Genomic DNA, 23869 nt, shown 5'->3' on the forward strand with positions numbered 1-23869 from the left:
GGCCGCAAGCCGATCGTTTCGACCTTGCAGCCCTGGAGCCCTGGCTTTCAGCCCAGACCAAAGGTTTGATCCCATGCGCTATATCAGTACTCGCGGCCAGGCGCCGGCCCTGAATTTCGAAGACGTGCTGTTGACTGGTCTGGCCAGCGATGGTGGCCTCTATGTGCCGGAAAACCTGCCACGCTTCACGCAGGAAGAGATCGCTTCCTGGGCAGGTCTGCCTTATCACGAACTCGCCTTCAGGGTGATGCGCCCCTTCGTGGCTGGCAGCATCCCGGATGCCGACTTTAAAAAGATTCTCGAAGAGACCTACGGCGTGTTTGCCCACAGCGCTGTTGCGCCGCTGCGCCAGCTGCATGGCAACGAGTGGGTGCTTGAGCTGTTCCATGGCCCGACGCTGGCCTTCAAGGACTTCGCACTGCAACTGCTTGGCCGCCTGTTGGACTATGTACTGGCCAAGCGTGGCCAGCGTGTCGTGATCATCGGCGCGACCTCGGGCGACACCGGTTCTGCGGCCATCGAAGGCTGCCGTCGCTGCGACAACGTCGACATCTTCATCCTCCACCCGAACAATCGTGTATCCGATGTACAGCGTCGGCAGATGACCACGATCTTCGGCGACAACATCCATAACATCGCGGTCGAAGGCAACTTCGACGACTGCCAGGAAATGGTCAAGGCCAGCTTTGCTGACCAGAGCTTCCTGAAGGGCACACCGCTGGTCGCGGTCAACTCGATCAACTGGGCGCGGATCATGGCTCAGATCGTTTACTACTTCCACGCCTCGCTGCAGTTGGGCGGACCTGCGCGTTCGGTATCGTTCTCGGTACCGACCGGTAACTTCGGCGATATCTTTGCCGGTTATCTGGCGCGCAACATGGGGCTGCCGATCAACCAGTTGATCGTCGCCACCAATCGCAACGACATCCTGCACCGCTTCATGAGCGGCAATCAGTACGTCAAGGAAACCCTGCACGCCACGCTGTCGCCCTCCATGGACATCATGGTGTCGTCCAACTTCGAGCGCCTGCTGTTCGACATGCACGGTCGCAACGGCGCTGCCATTGCCGGGCTGATGAGCACGTTCCGCCAGGGTGGCGGTTTCAGCGTCGAAGAAGAGCGCTGGACCGAGACCCGTAAACTGTTCGATTCGCTGGCAGTCAGTGATGAGGATACCTGCACGACCATTGCCGAAGTGTTTGCCAGCACCGGCGAGCTGCTCGACCCGCATACCGCTATCGGGGTAAAGGCCGCGCGCGAATGCCGCCGCAGTCTGGACACGCCGATGGTGATTCTGGGCACCGCGCATCCGGTCAAGTTTCCGGAAGCGGTGGAGAAGGCCGGTGTAGGAAAAGCGCTTGAGCTACCTGCACATTTGTCTGATTTGTTCGAGCGTGACGAGCGCTGCACTGTTCTGCCAAATGACCTGAAAGCCATACAGGCGTTTGTCAGCCAGCACGGCAATCGCGGTAAACCGCTCTGACAGAAGCGTCGTGTAACAACTTTAGGCCCGCCACTTGGCGGGCCTTTCTGTTTCTACGTGCCAAACTTCGCTGGTTTTTCGAACCACTGAGTTGAGTCATTCGTAGTGAAGCAGGCAAGTATGCAAGGCGTAGTCAGGGAGGCAGGCAACACATCGAGATGCCGCGCATGGCGCAGGGTATGGGTGTTGCTGGCGCTGGTTTTTGCCGGGGCAGCCAATGCGGCGCAAAGCTTGCCGTTTTCACTGACAGCCCCTTTTGTGGCTTCGGCGGATCTGATCCTCGAAGATCAGGACCGGGCCTGGCTCGACCAGCGCAAGGTTCTTCGGGTCGGCATTGCGATCGCAGACTACGAGCCGATCGATATCACCAGTGACCGCAACCGTTATCAGGGCATCAGTGCCGACTACCTGGGGCTGGTCAGCGACCAGTTGAACCTCCCGGTGCAGGTCACCGGGTTTGCCAAGCGTTACGAGGCTATCGATGCGCTGCGCGACGGCAACATAGACCTGCTGACCAGTGCCAACGGTTTCGAGCGCGGTGTGAAAGGACTGTCCTTCTCGACCGAATACATGCCTGATCGATCGGTGGTCGTTGGCCGCGGCAACGATTTGAGCCCGTTGTCGAGCCTGGCCGGCAAGAAGGTCGTACTGCTTGACGGCTATGCCGATTCGGACGTGGTGCATCGCGTTTACCCTGACAGCCAGATCATTATCGCGCCTAACCTCTACAGTGCTCTGGAAGCGCTAAGTCAGGGTGAAGTGGACGTGTTCATCGGCAACGAAGTCATCGTCCGTACCTATACCGCCCTGCGGCCCTACCTCGATTTGCAGATCAAATTCGAAAGTCGTTTGCCCCCGGTGGGGTTCTCCTTTGCGGTGCGTGACGACGAGCAGCGCCTGTTGACCTTCATCAATCGGGCCCTGGACAGCATTGCACCTTCGACCAGTCGTGAAGTGCTCGGCCGCTGGACCATGGGTCTGGGCGCTGACGTGGAGGGGCAACGCATTCGCCTTACCAGTGCTGAGCGACGCTGGCTGCTCAAGCATCCGAGTGTAACCATTGCGACCGCGCAGCACCCACCGTATATCTACAAAGACAGTAACGGCCACTGGGTGGGATTGAACGCAGATGTGCTGTCACGTATCTCGCGCATGACCGGATTGCAGTTCGTCCATCAGGAATCGCCTTCCACGCAGCAGTCCATCGACATGCTGCGCGCCGGTCAGGCCGACATGAATACCACGCTCGCGGAAAATGCCGAGCGTCGCCGGTTTCTGGACTTCACTTATTCGTTCGGCGGCAATAGCTGGATGTTCGTGGTGCGCTCCGACCGCTCGTCGCGCATATCGCTCGACAGTCTGGCCGGGAAAGTACTGGCCCTTCCGGCCAGGCATGCGCTCGAGGACCTCATCAGGCGCGAGCACCCCTCGATCCAGCTGCGACTGGTGGACACCTACGATCAGGCCCGTGCGCTGGTGGAAAGTGGTGCTGCCGATGCGACCATTCAGAATGAAGTGGGGGCCTACCTGTTTCCGTCCGGACAATTGAAGGTTGCCAGAAGTGTCGAAGGCCAGTGGTCGCCCGACAGATTTTCAGTGATCAAGACCCAACCCGAACTGCTGGGGATTCTGAACAAAGCGCTGGAAGAGTTCCCGGTAGCCGAATTGCGTTCAGTCCGTCTGAAGTGGCTGGGATCGGCGCTGCCTCAGCCGTCGCTCTGGGCGCGCATACCGCAATGGGTATTCTGGGTAGTGTCCCTGGCGTTGCTGACCGGTCTGGTGTCGCTGATTTGGAGCAGTCGCCTCAAGGTGCAGATTCGCCAGCGCCAAAGGGCGCAACGACAGCTCAATGATCAACTGGCCTTCAAACACGCTCTGCTCGACGGTATCCCCAATCCGATTTATGTACGCGATCTCAAAGGGCGTCTGATTTCCTGCAACCGTAGCTACGAGCAGAGTCTGGGCATCAGTTTCGAACAGATGAATGGCCGACGCCTCACGGACGTCAATCTGATCCCGCGCGCGCTGGCCGAGCAGATGCACACCGATTACCTCAATCTGCTGGAAAATCATCAGCCGGTCTTTTCCGATCGCACCATCGAACTGCCTGGCAAACGCATGGACGTCTGGCAATGGACGGTCCCGTTCTTCGCCGCCGATGGACAGTTGCAGGGGCTGCTTGGCGGCTGGATCGATATCACCGAGCGCAAGCAACTGGAGCAGCAGCTTCAGGAGGCCATGCATCTGGCCGCTCAGGCCAACGAGGCAAAAAGCGCTTTCCTGGCCAGCATGAGCCATGAAATTCGCACGCCGATGGGGGCAATCATTGGTTTGCTGGAACTGGAATGCGAACAGGCCTTGCGCCTGGGCAGGATTCCCTCGCAAGGCCTGCAAGTGGCCCACCGCTCAGCTACGGAGCTGGTAGCGCTGATTGGCGAAAGCCTTGATCTGGCCAGAATCGAAGCGGGCGGCATGCAGTTGTCACTGGCTGTCACTTCCCTGGAAGGGCTTTTCGACGGGGTGATCGAGCTTTTTTCCGCGCAGGCTCGGGAAAAGGGGGTGGAACTGCGCCTGGAGTTCTCCGGGCAGGCGCGGGGCGACTACTGGCTGGATCCCTTGAGGTTGCGTCAGGTGCTGCACAATGTGCTGGGCAACGCGTTGAAGTTCACTCGGCAAGGTGCGGTGGTCGTGACGCTTGATGTGACCAGTGACTCGCCTGAGTCCACGCGTCTGCGCATTGGCATTCAGGACAGTGGCGAAGGGATCGATCCGCAGCGTCAGCAGCAGGTATTTCAGCCTTTCACCCAGGCAAATGACGACACGGCCGCACACTACGGGGGCAGCGGGCTGGGGTTGAGTATCACCCGGCAACTGGTTGAACTGATGAAGGGCGACATCAGCCTGCACAGCGAGCCGGGCAAAGGGACGCTGGTCACCATCGACCTGCCGCTGACCAGGGTGAGCGAGCCGGTTTTGCCCGCGGACGATGTTGCGGATGCGCCCGTCGACACGCGTAGCCTTCATCTGCTGGTGGTCGATGACATGTCGGCCAATCGTCTGGTATTGACCCGGCAGCTGGAGTTTCTTGGCCATCAGGTAACGGCGGTCGAGGACGGCAGGGCGGCGTTGTCGAGCTGGTGTGAAGGGGCGTTTGATGCGGTTATCACCGACTGCAACATGCCGGGTATCAGCGGCTACGCATTGACCCAGGCCATTCGCCAGATCGAAGAGAAAGAGCAACGTCAGCGCTGCCCGGTCATAGGCTGTACCGCCAACGCGATGAGTGACGAGGCGGCACGTTGCGAGCAGGCAGGCATGGACGGCCTGCTGATCAAGCCGCTGTCACTGGCGCGTCTGGCCCAGGAGCTGGCGGATCGGGTGCGTGAGCCGACGTTCGACATCGGCACGCTGCAAACCATGACTCAGGCTAATCCGCAACAGATGCAACGGTTGCTGGGCGAGTTATGGAAGAATCTGAGGCACGAATACGCTTTGCTGGAGCCTGCGGTGTCGGCCAATGACTGGAAGATGCTGAGCGCCTGTCTGCATCGCCTCAAGGGGGCGGCGAGCCTGGTTGACGCAGTGCCGCTTGCCAAGGCGTGTGCCGCGCTGGACGACAGTGTCCGGCTGCAGAGCACGGCCAGTCTGGCGGAACGCTGGCAGGCACTGGAGGTAGCCATGACCCGTCTGCGCGCTGATATCGAAGTGCAACTGGTGGTCGTGCCGGAGACTGCGGTGCCAGGCGGTTGAATCTTGCGAACAACGTGTGGCGGGTTTAGGACATGTCCTATGGGGCGGGTGTCCGGGACCCGCTACAGTAAGTGTTATCCCGGGCCGCTGGCTCTGACTCCGCAGGCGTGATCGTGCACTCACTCAAGGTTCTGATTCTCGAGGATCATCCCTTCCAGCTGATGGCTCTGCATCAGATGCTCAACGCCAATCAGGTGTTCGATGTGCTGACGGCCGATAGCGTGGAAGTCGCCAGGCTTTCCCTGCAAAGCCGTGGTCCGGTCGACATCGCGATCTGCGACTTGCAGATGGAAGGGCCTGACGGCCTGGAATTGATCCGCTTCATGGCTGAGAACGGTTTGGCGCGTGCGCTGATCATCGTCAGCTGTTCCGCCGCCTGCGTGCTGGAAGGGGCCGCGCAACTGGCGCTCGCCCAAGGCCTGAACGTTCTGGGGTATGTGCAGAAACCTGCGTCCGCCGGGGCGTTGTACGAGTTGCTTGAGGCGTATGGGCCCGGTCGGACAGACTGTGTAGAGCAGGCCCCGACGGGCAGCGCGTTTAGAGCTCTTTCCGCCATCGAATTGTTTGACCCGACGCGCAGCGGACCGATAGACGTGGCGTCCATTGCCGAACAATGGATCACCTATTTTCAACCCAAGGTCAGTCTGCAGGGCGAGTTGCTGGGTGCCGAAGCGCTGGTTCGCTGGCAGCACCCCGTGTATGGGCTGCTGGCACCCGGGCGATTCATCGACGTCATCGAGGCTGAAGGGCTGACCGTTGCATTGACCTGGCGGGTCCTGGATCAGGCCCTGCAGTTCTCTGCGCAGGTCATGCGCGAGCGGGGTGAGCCGCTGTCGGTTGCCGTCAACATTGACCCGCAAGTGCTGCAGCAGCTGGATTTCGCCGAGCAGATCATGCAAGCGCTTGCCCGGCATGGCGTACCGGCCACCGCGCTGACCCTGGAAATCCTCGAGCAGGACGCCGCGCGCCCGGAAACCTGGCAGCTCGAAGGCCTGCTGAGGTTATGCATGCAGGGTTGCAAGTTGTCTATCGATGACTTTGGCATGGGCGCTTCGAACATCGACCGCCTTCTGCAATTACCTTTCAGCGAGCTGAAAATACCAACCGAGTTCGTGCGCGGCATGGCCGACGACGCGCGTAAATCGGCGGTCGTGGCCGGTGCTTTGTTCATGGCGCAGCGGCTGTCGATGTCGGTGGTGGTTGAAGGTGTCGAGACGATTGAAGACGTTGACAGTCTGCTGGCGCTGGGCGATCCCGCCATTCAGGGGTATTTCATTGCCCGCCCGATGCCGGCCTCGGCCTTCATGCGCTGGGTGGCGGAGCGTGACAGCGGCCATCTGCAAGCTGTTTCCAGAGACAACCCGCCTCAGGACAGACCGCTTTCCTGCAAATAAATGAACAGAGCAGCGTCATTGGCCAGTCCGAGCTTGCGCATGGCGGCGACTTTCTGGGCGCTGACGGTCTGTTTGCTGCGATTGAGTTGCGCCGCGATCTGCCCCACCGTGTGGCCAGCCGAGAGCAGGCGTAACACTTCCAGCTCCCTTGGCGACAAGCGATCTGCCTGCAGCAGCGCGTCGGGCCCATGCTGGCGTGCTTCTCTGAGTACCCTGCGTACCGAATCGGCGACAAAAAGCCCACCGCGCCTGACCCCCTTGATGGCAGCAGGCAGTTCTCCGGCAAGGCTGGCCTTGCTCAACAAACCCCGGACACCCAGGTCCAGCATGGACTGAAACAGTCCGGCATTGCTCAGGGTGGTGACAACGATCACTGGCAGCGCCGGGAAATCCCGGCGAATACGTTGCAGCAGACGCAGGCCGTCGTTCTGCCGTTCGACGGGCATCATGAAGTCAGTCACCAGCACATCGCAGGCGTGGCGTTCGAGTACCTGGAGCAGTTCGTCCGGATTGCAGGCCTCGGCGACGACGCTGGCCAGATTGTCCTGCTCCAGTACAACGCGCAGGCCGATGAGAAAAATCGGGTGGTCATCAGCCACGATGACCCGCAACCGGCGATCAGCGGAATCGCTCAAGGGATGGCTCCGTCAAAAGGGCTATACGGGTATTGCACGCGATGGAATTGTTTAACGCAGTGATCAAGAGCATAGGCACCTTGTAGGACGCGTAGCGGAATTGTGTTGGATTCTTCCTACAAGCTCACTTTCGGCTGGCATCGGCGTCCGGTTTTTTCCTTGTCACATTCAGCAGGCATGCTCGAAATGACAGACAGGTGCTGCGATCTGGCGATAGAAAGAACTTTCTGCTGTCGCCGATGGTCATTGGTTAGCACCTTTGCATTCAAACTGTTGAGTGGTGATCCGGATGGAAAATATCAGCTTACTGCTAAGCGAAGCGCTGGCTCCCTATCAGGCCAGTATTGGCCCGGCCGGTTCTCGGGGCGAACGTCTGGTGACTCTGAAAGATAAAGCGGGCACCTGTGTGATCGAGCGCGCATTCAGCGCTGATCAACTGAGCGACAAACGTCAGCTCACCGACGTGGTAGACGGTCTGCGCCGCGATCTTATGGTTGCCGAGGGGCGAATCGAACCCTGCGTCATTGCCGCCATGCGCAATGCTGCAATCAGCCGTACGTTTGTCGGCACCCCATCTTTTGCTTAACAGTTGCTTAACCGGCGTTAAAGGAACTGGAACCTGAAGGGTTCGCTGCACTCCTATGCATTACGTCAGTTTTGATCATTGTGCTCCGGTGATCAACGGCTGACGTCATGACCGATAAGGTCACGTTTACCCCGAGCAGGTCCCCCTCTGCCCGGGGTTTCTTTTGTCCGGTCATTCCTTGTCCAGCAGTGCCTTGACGTCTTCCAGGTAGCTGGCCCGTTGCGCGGGCTCCAGCCACTGCGCATAAAAGCCCATCAGGCTGGTTTCACGCAGCACGCGCATCTCGCGGTTGATCAGTTCAATGGCCTGCTTGCCCTTGGGCGAGTTGCTGCAACTGACATAGACGAACTGGTATGCAGGATTGTCCTTGATCGGCAAGAAGGCCAGTTCCTCCGGCCTTATGCCTTGTTGCATGGCCTGATAGCGCGCTTCCGGCCAGAAGCTGATAAAGGCTTGCAGACGCCCCAGACGCTCCATTTGCAGCAGGCTGCCGACCGCATCGTTACCGTAGTGCGGCACGAGGATATCTTCATCGACGTCGTGCAGCGTGTGGTCGATCATTTCTCCATAGCTGCGTTCGGCAACGATGCCCAATTTGATCGTCCGGCTGGCCATCAAGGCCGCGAAGTCTAGCTTTCCGTCCTCCACGTAGGGCTCGAACTTCGACATCTCCTCCTTGCGCACAATCAGGCCGCTGCTGAGGATGGCGCCGATCGGTATGGAAAAAAGCAGGGTTCTGGCTCTTTCTGCCGTCCACAGCATGGTGGGATCACAACTGAGAGACGTGTCGTCGCTCAGCATTTGCAGAGCCCTGGCGCGGTTGACCCGCATCAGCACGTGGTTGTACTCGGGCATTCGTGCTGTCAGCAAGGGCATCAACTGATCAATTGCACCTTGGCCGCGCATGGCACCGGAAAAAATCGTGGAAGGGGGGATGTCGCGCATCAGCCAGGTCAGCGTCTCCCTGGCCTGGCTGACGCACGACATGGCAGCCAGCGACAGGGCGAGCATCAATCGAGCCGTTGTACAGCACGAGGCAGGAAGGGGCATTCGCGGGTGTCATCCTCGAAAAGGGTTCAACAGTCTGAGGTAGGGTTGGCAGCTCTTTGAATGGTGCTGCGCCAGTGGCGTCACATTCAGGTGCCCCGGTTGGGAGTTCGGGTGCTCGCTGCAGATCGTCTTTAGCACAGATATGTATCAGAAATTTGTTTCAAATTATCGATTTTTGTTCGTCCTGCAAATGGGGGGCAAGCACATCCTTGCGCGAGCAAGTTCGTTCACAGGCCCGGCATCGGGTAGACTTGCTGTCTTCCCTCCAGACTCTAGAAGCCCGTTCATGGCCCAGCCGTCCACGACCTACAAATTCGAACTCAACCTCACCGACCTTGATCGCGGCGTGTACGAGAGCGTCAAGCAGACCATTGCCCGTCATCCTTCGGAAACCGAAGAGCGCATGACCGTGCGTCTGCTGGCCTATGCCTTCTGGTACAACGAACAGTTGTCGTTCGGTCGCGGCCTGTCTGATGTGGACGAACCCGCGCTGTGGGAAAAAAGCCTCGATGACCGCGTTCTGCACTGGATCGAAGTCGGCCAGCCGGACGCCGACCGACTGACCTGGTGCTCGCGCCGTACCGAACGCACCAGCCTGCTGGCCTATGGCAGCCTGCGCGTCTGGGAAGGCAAGGTCATCCCGGCGATCAAGAACCTGAAAAACGTCAATATCGCCGCCGTCCCGCAGGAAGTGCTGGAAGTGCTGGCCAAGGACATGCCGCGGGTCATCAAGTGGGATGTGATGATCAGTGAAGGGACGGTGTTCGTCACTGACGACCGCGGCCAGCATGAAGTCCAGTTGCAATGGCTTGCGGGCGAGCGCGGCTGACAGCCGCCGGTTCCGATCGAAAACACATTCATCGACACTGCAAAGAGAATCAGCTGACCCGCATGCGCATCGAACCTCGTCTATTGCCCGACACCTTGCCGTTCCTCGGCGACCTGCCGCCCTTGCTCACTCGACTGTACGCAGCACGAGGTGTGGCCTGCGAGGCCGAACTGGACAAAAGCCTGGCGCGGCTGATTCCTTATCAGCAACTCAAGGGGATCGATGCTGCGGTAGACCTGCTGGTGACTGCGCTACGCGAGGGCCAGCGTATGCTGATCGTCGGCGATTTCGACGCCGATGGCGCGACCGCCAGCACCGTGGGTGTTCTGGGCCTGCGTCTGCTGGGCGCGGCGTATGTGGATTATCTGGTGCCCAACCGGTTTGAATATGGCTACGGCCTGACGCCGGAAATCGTCGAAGTGGCGTTGCAGCGCGAACCTCAGCTGTTGATCACCGTGGATAACGGTATTTCGAGCGTCGAGGGCGTGGCGGCGGCCAAGGCGGCCGGCTTGCAGGTACTGGTGACCGATCACCATCTGCCTGGTCATGAGCTTCCTGCCGCAGACGCCATCGTCAACCCGAACCAGCCAGGCTGTACCTTTCCCAGCAAGTCGCTGGCCGGTGTCGGGGTCATTTTCTATGTACTGATGGCCTTGCGTGCGCGTCTGCGCGAGACCGGCTGGTTCGAGAGCAATCAGCGTGCCCAGCCCAATCTGGGCGAGCTGCTGGACCTGGTTGCGCTGGGCAGCGTGGCCGATGTGGTGCCGCTGGATGCCAACAACCGTATTCTGGTTCATCAGGGGCTGATGCGTATCCGTGCCGGGCGTGCCCGACCCGGGCTGCGCGCCATTCTGGAAGTGGCCCGGCGTGAACCTTCGCGCATCACCTCCACCGACCTGGGGTTCATCCTCGGGCCACGCCTGAACGCGGCAGGGCGCCTGGATGACATGAGCCTGGGCATCGAATGCCTGCTCTGTGACGACCCGACACTGGCGCGGGAAATGGCCGTGCAACTGGACGAGTTGAACCAGGATCGCAAATCCATCGAGCAGGGCATGCAGCGTGAAGCGCTCGCCCAGCTCAAGGACCTGCCGGTAGAGTCGATGCCGTTCGGCCTCTGCCTGTTCGATGCCGAATGGCATCAAGGGGTCATCGGCATCCTCGCTTCGCGTCTCAAGGAGCGTTACCACCGACCTACCATCGCGTTCGCCAGCGCCGGGGAGGGTGTGCTCAAAGGTTCGGCCCGCTCGGTGCCGGGATTTCACATTCGCGATGCGCTGGACGCTGTGGCGGCCAGCCATCCGCATCTGATCAGCAAGTTTGGCGGCCACGCGATGGCGGCAGGTCTTTCGCTGCCTGAAGAGAACTTCCCGGCGTTTGCCGAAGCGTTCGATCTGGAGGTGCGTCGTCAACTCGATGAGCAGGACCTGACCGGACGTCTGCTGTCCGACGGCTCGCTGGCCGTTGAGGAATTCCACCTGGAACTGGCCCGCGCGCTGCGCAATGCCGGTCCCTGGGGGCAGCACTTCCCCGAGCCCCTGTTCCACGGCGTGTTTCAGCTGGTCGAGCAACGGGTGGTGGGCGAGCGTCACTTGAAGATGGTGCTCAAGACCGAGTGCGGCAGCGTCAAGCTCGATGGCATTGCGTTCGGCGTCGACCGGGATGTCTGGCCCAATCCGAATATCCGCTGGGTCGAGCTGGCCTACAAACTCGACCTCAACGAGTTTCGCGGCAACGAAACCGTGCAGCTGATGGTGGTGCATATCGCACCGCGTTGACGATAGCAGGAACCCCTCTCTCCACCGGGTTGTCGACACTACACGGTTTGCCAAACCTGTTCTTTGAATGAACGGAACCTGGACACCTGAATTTTCATTACGAGAGGTTGCCATGAGCCTGCTGCTTGAACCCTATACCCTGCGCCAATTGACCCTTCGCAATCGCATCGCAGTGTCGCCGATGTGCCAGTATTCCAGTGTCGACGGCCTGGCCAATGACTGGCATCTGGTTCACCTTGGAAGCCGTGCCGTCGGCGGTGCCGGACTGGTCATCACCGAAGCGATGGCGGTGACGCCGGACGGCCGCATCACTCCCGAAGACCTTGGGCTGTGGAACGACGAACAGATCGAACCGCTGCAACGCATCACGCGCTTTATCAACGCTCAGGGCGCAGTTGCAGGCGTCCAGCTGGCGCACGCCGGCCGCAAGGCCAGCACCTGGCGCCCGTGGCTTGGCAAGCATGGCAGTATTTCTCTCAATGAAGGCGGCTGGACGCCAGTCGGGCCTTCAGCGATTGCATTCGATCCGCAGCACACGACCCCTGTGCAATTGAGCGAAACGCAGATTCAGGAGTTGATCAAGGCGTTTGTCGATTCTGCGCGGCGTGCCTTGGAGGCAGGCTTCAAGGTAGTGGAAATCCACGCCGCCCATGGCTATTTGCTGCATCAGTTCCTGTCGCCTCTGAGCAACCAGCGCACCGACGAGTACGGTGGTTCATTCGAGAACCGCATTCGCTTCACACTGCAAGTGACCGAAGCCGTGCGTGCGGTATGGCCTGCAGAGCTGCCAGTGTTCGTTCGCGTGTCCGCCACCGACTGGGTGGAAGACGGCTGGAACGCCGATGAAACCGTCGAGCTGGCGCGTCGCTTGAAAGCAATCGGGACGGACCTGATCGATGTCTCATCGGGCGGTACGTCAGCCAATGCGGAAATTCCGGTTGGTCCAGGCTACCAGACGCGCTTTGCCGAGCGGGTTCGCAAGGAGTCCGACATCGCGACGGGCACGGTGGGCATGATTACCGATCCGGCTCAGGCAGAACATATTCTGCGCACCGGGCAGGCCGATATCATCCTGCTGGCGCGTGAGCTCCTGCGTGATCCGTACTGGCCACTGCGCGCCGATGAAGACCTGGGTGGCCGCCTGGCAACCTGGCCTGCGCAGTATCAACGCGCCACGCATCGTGATCAGCCCATTCATGAGTCTGACCTGCGCGACTGATCGCCAATTGGTCTCTGCTGGCAATACCCGATAAATGAGCGCCGCACGGCGCTCAATTTTTTTACTCGCCTTCCAGCAGTTCGGTGACGCGGCCGATCAGTTCGGCAATCGCGAACGGCTTGGGCAGCACATGCATGCCCGGCTCAAGCGTGTCATGCGCCAACGCGGCGTTTTCAGCATAACCAGTCACGAACAGGATTTTCAGGTCGGGCCGGACATCCCGCGCCGCGTCTGCGACCTGACGACCATTCATGCCTCCCGGCAGACCGACGTCGGTGATCAGCAGGTCGATCGCCGCTTTGGACTGCAGAATGGTCAGGGCATCGGCACCCCGTTCAGCCTGCAAGACGATATAGCCAAGGTCTTCAAGCAACTCGGCAATGAGCAAGCGCACGGCGGGCTCGTCATCGACGACCAGAATGGTTTCGTCACTCGTGCTGGAAGCGGGGACTTGCAACGGGCTGTCATCGAAGACCACCGTTTCAGCTTCGCCTTCGTGCATCGGCAGCAGAATGCAGACTTTCGAACCCTCGCCAACCTTTGACGTAATGTAAACGCCGCCACCGGACTGCCGTGCAAAACCGTAAATCATCGACAGCCCCAGCCCGGTGCCCATGCCTATCGGTTTGGTGGTGAAGAACGGGTCGAAGGCCCGCGCCATGACGTCGTTGCTCATGCCGGTGCCGGTGTCGCTGACGGACAGTTCCACATAACGGCCTGTGGGCAGTTGATACTTGGTCGCCGTGATTGCCGTCAGGTGGCGATTGCCCGTCTGGATCAGCAGTTTTCCGCCATCGGGCATGGCGTCCTTGGCGTTGATGCACAGGTTGAGCAGCGAATTTTCCAGTTGATGCGGATCAACCAGGGTCGCCCATAGCCCGCGTGAGGCGTTGACCTGCATATCGATGGCCGGACCTACGGTGCGCCGAATCAGCTCGTCCATGCCCGCGACCAGAAGATCGATATCCGTGGCCTTGGGGGCCAGCGTCTGACGGCGCGAGAATGCCAGCAGCCGATGTGTCAGGGATGCCGCGCGTCTCGAGCCTTCCAGCGCTGCGTTGATGTAGCGGTCCAGTTCCGTGAAGCGTTCCTGTCTGATCCTCGACAGCAGCAGCTCCATGTTGCCGGTGACGCCCATCAGCAGGTTGTTGAAGTCATGAGCCAGCCCGCCGGTCAGTTGCCCGACCGCTTCCATTTTCTGCGATTGAATCAAGGCCTCTTCGGCAATACGCAATGCTTTGATGCGGTCCTTTTCGTGGGTCAGGTGCTTGCCCAGCGCAAAAATGATTCCGTTGCCGGGTGCCGCAGTCCAGCCGAACCAGTGGTAGCTGCCGTCGACATGCTGATAACGATTTTCAAACAGCGGCAGTACATGGTTGACAGTGTGTTTCAGAGCATTCTGGGTGTTGCTGACATCATCCGGATGCAGCAGGGTCATGATGGAGGTGCCCAGCAGCTCTTGTTCCGGGTGGCCCAGCAGCGCTGTCCAGGCCGGGTTTACCCGCAGAAAGATACCGTTGAAATCGAGTATCGCCAGCGGGTCAGGAGATATTTGCCAAAACGTGTCCAGCTCCAGCGTCCGTTGTTCAAGTCTGGCGGTCTGCTGTCGTTCCAGACTGACCAGATCATCAATCAGTTTCAGGCGTTTGCGCTCGCTTTCCTGCAGCGCTTGCTGATTGAGAACATGCGCAGTGGTTTCGTTGGTAATGCAGAACATGCCGACTACCACGCCATGCTCGTCGATGACCGGTGAAAACGAGAATGACCACCATGTCTGCTCGACCTCGCCGTAGCGTGCCATGGACAGCGGCAAGTCCTGGTAGTGGCAGGGCTTGCCGGCGAGGGCGTCGATCACCAGCGGCGCGACCTGGTCCCAGACGTCTGCCCACAGATCCGGAATGAGTGCGCCGATAGCGTCGTCCTTGCGCGGGCCGAGGATCGGGGTATAGGCGTCATTGTGGAAAAACACCAGATCCGGTCCCCAGAGCAGGTACATGGACTCCGGAGAATTGAGGATCAGATTCAGGGTGTTTTTCAGCGATACCGGCCAGTGCTCGATCGGTCCGAGTGAAGTCTGACTCCAGTCCCTGGATCGGATAATCCCGGCGGCCTTGCCGTTGGCGGTCGGGAAACCAGTGGGCGATATCACTTCGGACAAGCTCCTGAAGATCTGCATGAAGAGGCAAGGGTATTCATATGAATAGGGATGTGTGTTTGCTCAGTTCAGGAAAGGGGCTGCATACCTGCTTTTACCTGCAGCCTGTACTTTATTGACTCTTCGCCACAGGTGCGGGTTGCACGCAGTTCACCAATACGCGGGGCAGATTGACGAACGGGTATCTGCTCAAGTCCGTAACATCCGGAAGCACACCGGTAATAGCCAGACAGTGACTTCTCTTCAACTTGTTGGTCAATGACTCATCTGACAAACCTTGTAGGAGGCTTCCTGTGAATACGCGTGGTTTACTCGATCAATTGCTCAAGTCCGGACAAAGCATGTTGCAGGACAAGAACAAAGGCAAATCCGGCAAGCAATCGTCGGGCAGCGACTCACTGATCAATGGCCTCGGCAGCCTGCTTGGCGGTGGCAAAGGACAGGGCGGTTCCCAGAATGGGCTGGGTGGTCTGCTGTCCGGCGCCGGTGGTGGCGCTCTGGCCGCAGGTGCCATGAGTCTTCTGCGCGGCAAGCGTACCCGCGGGATGGGTGGCAAGGTGTTGACCTACGGAGGCCTGGCGGCGCTGGGAGTACTGGCTTACAAGGCATACAACAACTGGCAGTCCAGCCAGGGGCTTGCCGCTCAACGTGAACCGCAAACCATCGACCGGCTGCCCGAGGCTGAAGCCGAGCAGCACAGCCAGGCAATCCTGCGCGCATTGGTCGCCGCCGCAAAGGCCGATGGCCATGTCGATGAGCGTGAGCGCGAACTGATCGAAGGTGAGTTCACCAAACTGAACAACGATCAGACGCTTCAGCAATGGCTTCACGCCGAGCTGAACAAGCCGCTGGACCCGGCAGAGGTGGCTCGGGCCGCGACCACGCCGGAAATGGCGGCGGAAATGTACATCGCCAGTGTGATGCTGGTGGATGAAGAGCACTTCATGGAACGCGCCTACCTCGATGAGTTGGCGCGTGAGTTGAAGCTGGAACCCGGCCTCAAGACCGAGCTTGAAGGCCAGGTGCGGAACGCTGAGTAAACCGGCTCTCCGGCCAGTGAGTTGCCTGGCACGCCTTGTGTGCCAGGCAACTGCCCCGATCAGGGGTGTTCCATTCCTTCGGCGTTGGTCAGTTCCCTGATCAGCGCTGTCTGCTGCTCCTTGAATGTGGCTTCGAACTCTACAATCCGTTCTTCGTACTCCGGGTCTTCGAGACTGATATTGCGTTGTTCGAACTCGTCGGTGAGCTGGTTCAGTTCAGTCCTGTAGGTACGTTCGAGTGCTTCGAAGCGTCCAGTGTGGGTTTCACGCAGGTAGCTGATCCAGTAATCCTGCTGCTGAGCGAAGCGCAGGAAGGGCTCGCCGCGTTCTCCGTTTTGCACGCGAAGCATTGCAGTGTCGAACTCCCCGGGTCTGATGGCTGCGTGAGCCTGGAAAAGCATGCCTTCCGGTGGTACTGGCAAGTCCAGCGCGCTGGCCCAGTGCGTGCGATACGCCAGACGCACCTCGGCTTCATCACGGCCCCCGGACTGTTCGCGGGCTGCGGCATCCAGCTCGGAGAGGCGATACAGCCGGACGGTCAGCCGATACAACAGGGCGCCGCGCTGCTCCGCTACGACGTCCTGCAACGACTGCCGGACGAACACCAGCACCTCCATCTGGTTGAATTCCAGAAGAATGCCGTCCGGGCAAGTGTCGTTGTCACGAAACAGCCTGAGCGGTTCTTCGGCGATGGCGTTGAGGGTCTCTCCAAGTTGAGGCTCCCGACTCACTGCGGTCAGTACCCGCCAGACGCGCTCGCGCAGTGCTGTGCGGCTGGTGATGTTGCGATAATCGGCGCTGCGACGCAGCGAGTCGATCAGGTCGAGCAGGTTGCGGGTGTGCTCGCTGGCCTCCAGTTGCTCCCACATCTCACGCCGCCCGGCGCTCAACGGGTTGCTGTCGTCCAGCCAGGGCTCGACGGTGACGGGCTCCGGAGTCGATGCCCGACTGTCATCTGATGACAGATAATCAGAGATCGATGCGTCCGAGTCATGGTGTTCCGTCCAGTCCATCGCGCTGAGCTCGGGCGGCAGATCCATGTCGAAGGTGAAAGAGCGTCCATAACGTTCTGACAGATGTGCCCGGCGCATGGTGTCTTCGGAAAGCGGATTGCTCAGCAGGCTTATTTCCGTGTGCGAAAACTCGCTGCCGGGATTGGCGAGTATGTGTTCTGGCAGTTCGCTGATCAGATTGCCTTCCAGCAACAGTGTCCTGATCTGGGCTGGGACCATGCTCTCCACCCAGGTTGGCCATTCGACCAATCCGATGTTGTTCAGTGACAGCCAGTTAAGTGCTGTGCCACTGAGGCTGGCCAGGTCGCTGATGGCACCGATTCTGTTGCCATCCAGCTCCAGCCTTTCAAGCGTCGCGATCCGGCCGAAGAAATCGATGTGCTGTTGCTCTACCAGCATCCCCTGATCCATCAGCGATAGTGTACGAAGAGATCGAAGCTCGAGCAGCGCCGGTGGCAGTTGCAGCAGGGGGGCGACATGCCCGCTTATTTCCAGCGAGATCAGATCCGTCATGCGGCGCAACAGTTGATCCAGGTCAGCGGCTGTGCCAATGATTCTGCTCAGATGCAGATAGCGTACCTGGCGATAAAAGAAATCCGGCAGGTGTCGGGGAAAGTCGGCCAACGCAATGTCTGCGAGGCGCAGTGGACTGTGGATTTGCCCCAGGCTGAAGGTTCGCCAGTGATCGGTCAGAAGCCTGCCGATCTGACGGCGTGATTCGAGGGTCTGCTCGCTCGGTAAGGCCATCGAGCTGGAGGCATGCGTCCACCGATCAACGGCGGCAAATAATTCTGCACCTTCGTTCAATTGCCTGTTTACAGCGGCCTGCACGGCAACCGGAGTGTCCATGACAAAACTGAAGGAACTGCCGGCTACCGCTTCATTGATACGTGCATGCATCGCAGTGTGTCGGGACAGGATGTTGCCGCGCAAGTCAATCACTGTCCGATGCTCAGGGCTGGGAGGATTGTCGAGGATCCACCCGGGCAGTTCCGTCAGGTTATTGTGCGCCACCGACAGTTCGCGAATGTTGTTCGGGATTATGTCGGTCAGCCAGGACGGCCAGCGGTGCATGCTGACCCGCTCCAGCACCAACCGGTCGAGGTGCAGCCAGCTCAGGTCCATGGGCAGCACGCTGATCAGGCGATTGCCACTGAGGTTCAGCATCCTCAGGCCAGGCATGCTGCGCAAGGGGTCCATTTGCGCCTGGTCCAGAAAAATGCCCTGGTTGATCAGCCCCAGTTCGGTCAGTTGGGGCAGCACACGGGACACTTGCTGAGGCAGGTTGAGAAAGATCGAGGGCTCGGGGGCCAGACGGGAGGCGGGCTCACTGATCAGGTTCAGTGCGCGGGTATGCGGGAAGCGCTGCAGGAAGGCGCCAAGTTCGACGCTGTTGGTCGACTGTCGGGGCAGGTTCATGCCTGCTGGCGTTATATCCGCTGCATCGAGTCGCGCTCCGGACTCGACCGATATGTTTTCCAGGTGCAGTGCGGTAACGCGGTTGAAGACGAAGTCCGGCAGATGTTGCGGAAAATCACTCAGCGAGACATGGTGCAGGCGCAGCGGCTCAAGCGTCCGTCCTATCTCGGGGAGGTTGTTGAGGCGCCAGTGGCTCCAGATCGCTTCGTGGATGCGCGTGCGACTGTCGATATGAGCCTGACTCATGGGGGGCATTGCCACGGATTCATAGGTCCAGGCGTCGAGACTTGCGCGCAACAGCATTTGCTCGCCCAGCAGGTCGTTGAGTCGCGTATCGATGGTTCTGTTGTCCCAGCCGGCGTGGCGCAGACGGTCGAGGATGTCTTCGGGAAACGCATCCTCCAGCTCAAGTGTGCGGATCTTGTCCAGCAGACTCTCGTCGGTCATGTGCCAGTCGACTCTGCCGCTACCGCTCAGAGGGTAGCCAAGGCGACCGTCAGCCAGGCGCATGGGGGATTTCGAGCCTGGCTTGATCGCCTGCATTTTCAGCAATGGTGCCAGGTGCTGGCGGGGCAGGGGATTGTCCTGAATCAGCGCTGCCAGCGTCTGGCCCTCGCTGGTCCGGGCAAAGCCCAATTGCTTGCGTTGGGCATCGGGCAGGGCGTGCAGCACGGACGAGTACAGATCGTCCAGCCCGTGCAGGTGCTGGTCCTCAGCGTCACGGGCCTGGTAACGATTGCCGTCCTTGATCAGTACTTTGCGTACGGGGGCATCCTCGGGGCCGATGCTGTCGATCAAGCGGCCACCGAAATACCGGTCATGGACCTCAAGTCTGACCTGGGGCGGCCATTGCGGCAGGGCTTCAAGGCTGTGCAATGCAAGGCAGTCAGTGTCGGCACTGTAGACCGAGGTCAGATAAAGCCCTTCATAGGCCCGCGCCAGCCTTACCTGTTGTAAATAGGCGCTGGCCTCTTCGGCAATGGTCAACGGTACACGTCGTTCTGTCACGAGTTGCAGTCTTTCGGCAGGCGAGGCATGGCTGGCCAGTTCCTCGGTTACCAAAGGCGGCAGACCGGGAAATGCCTTCTGCAGGGTTTGCGCACCTTGCGCCTCGGTGGTATTCAATGCGCGGTAATGAGACTCGAACAGCCAGCCCCGCGTGGCACGGGCGCGTGCCGCCAATTGCGCCCGTAACGTGATCAGTCGCGGTGACATGCCAAGCTGGCCTGCACCGAACTCTTCGTCGAGCAGGGTGCGGATTTCGTTGTTACTCAGCTTTTCCAGCACCTGGCGCAGGGCATCCGGCTGGTCGGCATGAACAGTGATGTTGAGGGTGTCAGACACGACCGGCTGATAGGCCGGAGCGAATGTCTGCAGCGTGCGGCCCTCGGCATCCACCAGTACCAAGGCGCGATTGCTCGGCCAGCCACGGTCCTGGCTCAACAGTTCAAGTTGAAGGGGCGCCGCGGCGTTCGTATCGTTGGCTTCCAGCTGTTCGATGAAACGCTCGATCTCCTGGTCCAGCCTGAACCGGCGCGCCGTGTCCTCAAGCAATGCCGGAGGACGACGCTGATCGGTCAGTGCCTCGCGCATCACGGATTCAGGCGTGTTGCTGACCTTGACGATGCGCCTGGCGGTGCTGTCCGAAAACGTTTCACTGGAATAGCCCAACCGTCGAAACAGGTTCAGGCCTTCCATCTCCAGCGGCTGATCGAGCTCATGCAGCCATGCGCCTGCGCCGTTGTGCCGCAAGGCGGGCCGATAGCTGTCCGCGCGGGTCGGGTGCTCGATCAGGTAACCGTCGCCGCTCGTGGCAGGGCTGACTGAATAGGTACGTCCTTCAAGTGGCAACCACTGCTTGCCTTGCCAGGTGTACAGCCCGGTAGCGTCGGGCTGCAGACCCTTGGGCAGTACGATGTCATGGGCAAAGGGCGTCAGGTCAGGCTTCCACAGGCGGGTCGTGCCGCCCGGCAAATCCACGGGCTTGAGGCTGTTTACGAACTCGGGCGCCTGTACCGCCGGGATACCTGCGGCGCCCGTCGACGCAGCGCCAAGAGCCGATATCAGGGCAACGTTCTCGACTACATCGAACAGGTAGGCGAACGCCTGCTGTTTCTCGTCCTTGGCCCAGCTTTCCACGCCCTCATACACTTCGTGAACCAGCTGAATGGCGGTGACGGCCATCATCACTTCGCCCAATACCGGAACGACGAAGCCTGCGATATTCAGGACATTGAAGGCGGTGTCCATGAAGTACTGCACGCGCTCATCGAAGGTTTTCTGATCCTGTTCTGCTGTAGGCACACCATGAAACAGTGCGTCGTCGCGCAAGGCCTCGCGTTTGCGCTCGTGCAGGTTGTCCAGCAGTGGACCTTGCAGCACGGTTTCTCTCAGGTGGAGTCGGGCGTTTCGGTCCGCCTCACGCTCCAGCCACTGGCGCTCGAAAATGCCGCCTTTCTTGACTTTGGGGTATAGGCGCTCGGATAACTTTTCAAACAAGGCACTTCGATGGCGCGCCGGTATGAAGCGCATGAAGAAGTTCAGGTAGTCGTTGATGAACATCCGGTCGCGTAATTCATTGATGAAGACTTCGACCGAGTCGTATTCCTTCAACGGCGCAACGGGATCATCCGGGATATACACCACAATCCGCTCTGCCTGAGTGGCAATATCCCGGTCCTTGCCAATAACCAGAAGACCGCTCAGTTCGATATCGCCCAGGCACACAACGCTGCAGTCGACTGGCCGGTTATCGAGGCGGACTTGTTGCTTGCCATCGAGAAGCTCCAGTAATGCGCCTTGCAAATCCGGGCTGATCTGTTGTTGCAGGGATGCAATCTGCAACTGCAGCCGGATCGACGATGCTTCCAGCTGCATGAAGGTCTGGCGCAGCCTCGATGCCGCAGCGTCTTCCGTTTCGTCAGGGGTCGAAGGCGTGCTGAAGACGGCCTGGATATGCGCCTGATATTGGCCGCCCAGGTCCAGCTCACGGCACAGCGCCGCAAAGCCGGCCGGGGAAATAGGCAGGGACTTGCCGGTGATCTGTGGGCCGAGGATTTCAAAGGAAGAAAACACCTGGGCCTTGATACCGGTGCTGGCGTCCATTGCGCCCGGTGCGGTTTCCCAGGCTTCGAAATTCTGTAGCGCAGCCTTGAGCAGGCTCTGGGTCGCGGCCCTCAGTGCAATGTTTGCCTGCGTTAGAGGGTCTCTGGATGCCGTATTGAACGATTGATCGACTCGCGCCCGACTGGCGTGGAACAGCCAGGTATCGGTGACGTCCACCTCCAGCCCGAAGCGGTCCTTGATGGCGGCTGTCAGCAAGGGCCTTGCGAAGTCCTCCAGTGTCGACAGGCGATCCAGCATCGGGCGAACCTGGTGCTCGTGCTTTCGGTGCTCGGCATACAGGCGCTGCAGTTCGGCGACCTGATCAGGGCTGGACTTGCGTGCGCCTTTCAGCCATTGCACGGGGCGCCGCGAGGCCTTGCGCAAGGCCGCATGGGTTGCCGGCTCAGCCTGAAGCAGCCACTCCGGGGCTTTGTCTTTTATCAGTTGCAGATGCGGGAGTGCAGAAGCCTTGCCCGACAGAGATAGATCCAGCATTTAAGTGCCTTGTCGTGAATGAACAACGACAAAGCTTACGGTCGTGACTTGCCGTACAAGTGCTAACTATCTATGTGCTTTCGCTGTTTCTGAAGACCATCGCTCAAGTAGTGGTGGCGATGGCCGACAAGACATTGGATGGGTGAAGGAGCGGTGATCGATAGCGGCCGTGACTTCGTTCTGTATTACCCATGTAACGTTTGACGGCTGGGCTATACTCACGCCGTTTGGACCGTCCGTCGGTCCACTTCTTGAACACGGCCCGACGCCGTCGTTGAACTCTTGAGGGCTGACTGTGAAGAACTGGACCTTGCGCCAACGGATTCTGGCGAGTTTCGCCGTCATCATCGCAATCATGCTGTTGATGGTCGTTGTATCTTATTCACGGTTGTTGTCCATCGAGTCCAGCGAGGAAGATGTGCGTCTGGATGCGTTGCCCGGCGTGTATTACAGCACCCTGGTGCGCAGTGCCTGGGGCGAGAGTTACATCCGCACGCTGGAGCTGATTGCCGAAGGGCAGGCGCGGCCGTTGACCAAGCAGGAAAAGGACCAGTTTCAGGGCTTTGACGAAAACCTGCAGGCACAGATGGACGGCTACAAAAAGTCCATCTTCGATGATGCAGACAGAGACAGCTTCGCGCTCTTCGAAAAGCGCCGCGAAGCCTATTCGCGCATGCTCGCCGATGTTCACGCCAAGTACGATAGCGGCGACTACGCAGGCGCGCGCGCCGAATTCTATGGCGAAGTGAACCCGGTCTGGCTCACGGGACGCAAGCAGCTCAATGATCTCATTGTGGCCAATAAACAGCTGGCTGATCAGGCCACCGCCAACATTGTCAACGCCGTGCTGGCTGCCAAGATCAGCATGATCCTGTCGCTGCTGGTCGCCGTGCTGGCGGCTGCGGCCTGCGGTCTGCTGTTGATGCGTTCGATCACGGCACCGATGCAATTGATCGTTCGGATCCTGGACGTCATGCGTACCGGCGACCTGAGCACTCGATTGAACCTGTCGCGCAAGGACGAGTTCAATGCGGTCGAGACTGGCTTCAACGACATGGTCACCGAGCTCACCGCGCTGGTTGCCCAGGCGCAGCGCTCCTCGGTACAGGTCACTACCTCGGTCACCGAGATCGCTGCAACGTCACGCCAGCAGCAGGCTACCGCCACCGAGACCGCTGCAACCACCACCGAGATTGGCGCCACGTCGCGGGAAATCGCCGCCACCTCGCGGGACCTGGTGCGCACCATGACCGAAGTCACTTCGGCGGCGGATCAGGCGTCGGTTCTCGCCGGTTCCGGCCAGCAGGGCCTGGCACGCATGGAAGACACCATGCATCAGGTGATGGGCGCTGCCAATCTGGTCAACGCCAAGCTGGCGATCCTCAACGAGAAGGCCGGCAACATCAATCAGGTCGTCGTCACCATCGTCAAGGTCGCCGACCAGACCAACCTGCTGTCGCTCAATGCCGCCATCGAGGCCGAGAAGGCCGGTGAATACGGTCGCGGGTTTGCAGTGGTTGCCACCGAGGTCCGTCGCCTGGCCGACCAGACTGCCGTCGCCACTTATGACATCGAGCAGATGGTGCGGGAAATCCAGTCTGCGGTGTCTGCGGGTGTGATGGGCATGGACAAGTTTTCCGAAGAGGTGCGTCGTGGCATGTTCGAGGTCACCCAGGTCGGCGAGCAGCTGTCGCAGATCATCCATCAGGTTCAGGCGCTGGCACCTCGTGTGCTGATGGTCAACGAAGGCATGCAGGCCCAGGCCACCGGGGCCGAACAGATCAATCAGGCGCTGGTACAACTGGCGGATGCCAGCAGCCAGACCGTCGAATCACTGCGTCAAGCCAGTTTCGCGATCGACGAGTTGAGTCAGGTCGCGGTCGGGCTGCGCAGCGGCGTTTCGCGTTTCAAGGTCTGA

Annotated in this window: 13 protein-coding genes; 9 read left to right on the forward strand and 4 right to left on the reverse strand. The window is 59.8% G+C overall.

Going from position 1 to position 23869, the window contains the following annotated elements:
- Positions 1 to 73: 73 nt before the first annotated feature.
- From thrC to BT119_RS10960, 3 genes are all read left to right on the forward strand, one after another.
- Positions 74 to 1483 (forward strand): threonine synthase, encoded by a 1410-nt coding sequence (thrC, locus tag BT119_RS10950; RefSeq protein WP_003433427.1) that lies wholly within the window; start codon positions 74 to 76, stop codon positions 1481 to 1483.
- Between the two features lie 120 nt (positions 1484 to 1603).
- Positions 1604 to 5233, forward strand: coding sequence for an ATP-binding protein (locus tag BT119_RS10955; protein WP_072365655.1), 3630 nt, complete (start codon positions 1604 to 1606; stop codon positions 5231 to 5233).
- A 107-nt stretch (positions 5234 to 5340) separates the two neighbouring features.
- Positions 5341 to 6627, forward strand: coding sequence for an EAL domain-containing response regulator (locus BT119_RS10960; protein ID WP_058398139.1), 1287 nt, complete (start codon positions 5341 to 5343; stop codon positions 6625 to 6627).
- Here BT119_RS10960 and BT119_RS10965 read toward each other — a convergent pair.
- Positions 6600 to 7262: a response regulator gene (locus BT119_RS10965; protein ID WP_003364962.1), complete on the reverse strand. Its 663-nt coding sequence runs from the start codon at positions 7260 to 7262 to the stop codon at positions 6600 to 6602. The two genes, BT119_RS10960 and BT119_RS10965, sit on opposite strands and share 28 nt — an antisense overlap.
- A 289-nt stretch (positions 7263 to 7551) precedes the next feature.
- On the opposite strand from BT119_RS10965, the gene BT119_RS10970 reads away from it, so the two are divergent.
- On the forward strand, positions 7552 to 7848 hold the full coding sequence (locus tag BT119_RS10970) for a DUF3509 domain-containing protein (protein WP_003433423.1): 297 nt from the start codon (positions 7552 to 7554) through the stop codon (positions 7846 to 7848).
- Positions 7849 to 8019: 171 nt separating this feature from the next.
- Here BT119_RS10970 and BT119_RS10975 read toward each other — a convergent pair whose 3' ends face one another.
- The gene (locus tag BT119_RS10975; RefSeq protein WP_003364958.1) at positions 8020 to 8859 is read right to left on the reverse strand and encodes a TIGR02285 family protein; all 840 of its coding nucleotides are present in this window, start codon (positions 8857 to 8859) and stop codon (positions 8020 to 8022) included.
- 325 nt (positions 8860 to 9184) lie between these two features.
- Between BT119_RS10975 and BT119_RS10980 the strand changes: the two genes are divergently transcribed.
- The 3 genes from BT119_RS10980 to BT119_RS10990 all read left to right on the forward strand — a co-directional run bounded on the left by BT119_RS10980 (position 9185) and on the right by BT119_RS10990 (position 12724).
- Positions 9185 to 9727 (forward strand): YaeQ family protein, encoded by a 543-nt coding sequence (locus BT119_RS10980; protein WP_003314240.1) that lies wholly within the window; start codon positions 9185 to 9187, stop codon positions 9725 to 9727.
- 62 nt (positions 9728 to 9789) lie between these two features.
- Entirely contained in the window at positions 9790 to 11505 is a 1716-nt protein-coding gene (recJ, locus tag BT119_RS10985; protein WP_054080828.1) for a single-stranded-DNA-specific exonuclease RecJ, read from the forward strand.
- A gap of 112 nt (positions 11506 to 11617) precedes the next feature.
- Positions 11618 to 12724: an NADH:flavin oxidoreductase/NADH oxidase gene (locus BT119_RS10990; protein ID WP_003391177.1), complete on the forward strand. Its 1107-nt coding sequence runs from the start codon at positions 11618 to 11620 to the stop codon at positions 12722 to 12724.
- 61 nt (positions 12725 to 12785) lie between these two features.
- Here BT119_RS10990 and BT119_RS10995 read toward each other — a convergent pair whose 3' ends face one another.
- Positions 12786 to 14873: a response regulator gene (locus BT119_RS10995; RefSeq protein WP_058416033.1), complete on the reverse strand. Its 2088-nt coding sequence runs from the start codon at positions 14871 to 14873 to the stop codon at positions 12786 to 12788.
- 299 nt (positions 14874 to 15172) lie between these two features.
- Here BT119_RS10995 and BT119_RS11000 point away from each other — a divergent pair, with 299 nt between their 5' ends.
- Positions 15173 to 15919, forward strand: coding sequence for a tellurite resistance TerB family protein (locus BT119_RS11000; protein WP_054080746.1), 747 nt, complete (start codon positions 15173 to 15175; stop codon positions 15917 to 15919).
- 59 nt (positions 15920 to 15978) lie between these two features.
- Here BT119_RS11000 and BT119_RS11005 read toward each other — a convergent pair whose 3' ends face one another.
- Positions 15979 to 21951, reverse strand: coding sequence for an NEL-type E3 ubiquitin ligase domain-containing protein (locus BT119_RS11005; protein WP_072365664.1), 5973 nt, complete (start codon positions 21949 to 21951; stop codon positions 15979 to 15981).
- Positions 21952 to 22246: 295 nt separating this feature from the next.
- On the opposite strand from BT119_RS11005, the gene BT119_RS11010 reads away from it, so the two are divergent.
- On the forward strand, positions 22247 to 23869 hold the full coding sequence (locus BT119_RS11010) for a methyl-accepting chemotaxis protein (RefSeq protein ID WP_044309239.1): 1623 nt from the start codon (positions 22247 to 22249) through the stop codon (positions 23867 to 23869).

The organism is Pseudomonas sp. NFACC10-1, assembly GCF_900119195.1.
Taxonomy (GTDB): domain Bacteria; phylum Pseudomonadota; class Gammaproteobacteria; order Pseudomonadales; family Pseudomonadaceae; genus Aquipseudomonas; species Aquipseudomonas cerasi.

Excerpts from the sequence above, each read along its gene's own strand:
- thrC (WP_003433427.1), top strand. The coding sequence starts at position 74 with ATGCGCTATATCAGTACTCGCGGCCAGGCGCCGGCCCTGAATTTCGAA.
- BT119_RS10955 (WP_072365655.1), top strand. The coding sequence starts at position 1,604 with ATGCAAGGCGTAGTCAGGGAGGCAGGCAACACATCGAGATGCCGCGCA.
- BT119_RS10970 (WP_003433423.1), top strand. The coding sequence starts at position 7,552 with ATGGAAAATATCAGCTTACTGCTAAGCGAAGCGCTGGCTCCCTATCAG.
- BT119_RS10975 (WP_003364958.1), bottom strand. The coding sequence starts at position 8,859 with ATGCTCGCCCTGTCGCTGGCTGCCATGTCGTGCGTCAGCCAGGCCAGG.
- BT119_RS10980 (WP_003314240.1), top strand. The coding sequence starts at position 9,185 with ATGGCCCAGCCGTCCACGACCTACAAATTCGAACTCAACCTCACCGAC.
- recJ (WP_054080828.1), top strand. The coding sequence starts at position 9,790 with ATGCGCATCGAACCTCGTCTATTGCCCGACACCTTGCCGTTCCTCGGC.
- BT119_RS10990 (WP_003391177.1), top strand. The coding sequence starts at position 11,618 with ATGAGCCTGCTGCTTGAACCCTATACCCTGCGCCAATTGACCCTTCGC.
- BT119_RS11005 (WP_072365664.1), bottom strand. The coding sequence starts at position 21,951 with ATGCTGGATCTATCTCTGTCGGGCAAGGCTTCTGCACTCCCGCATCTG.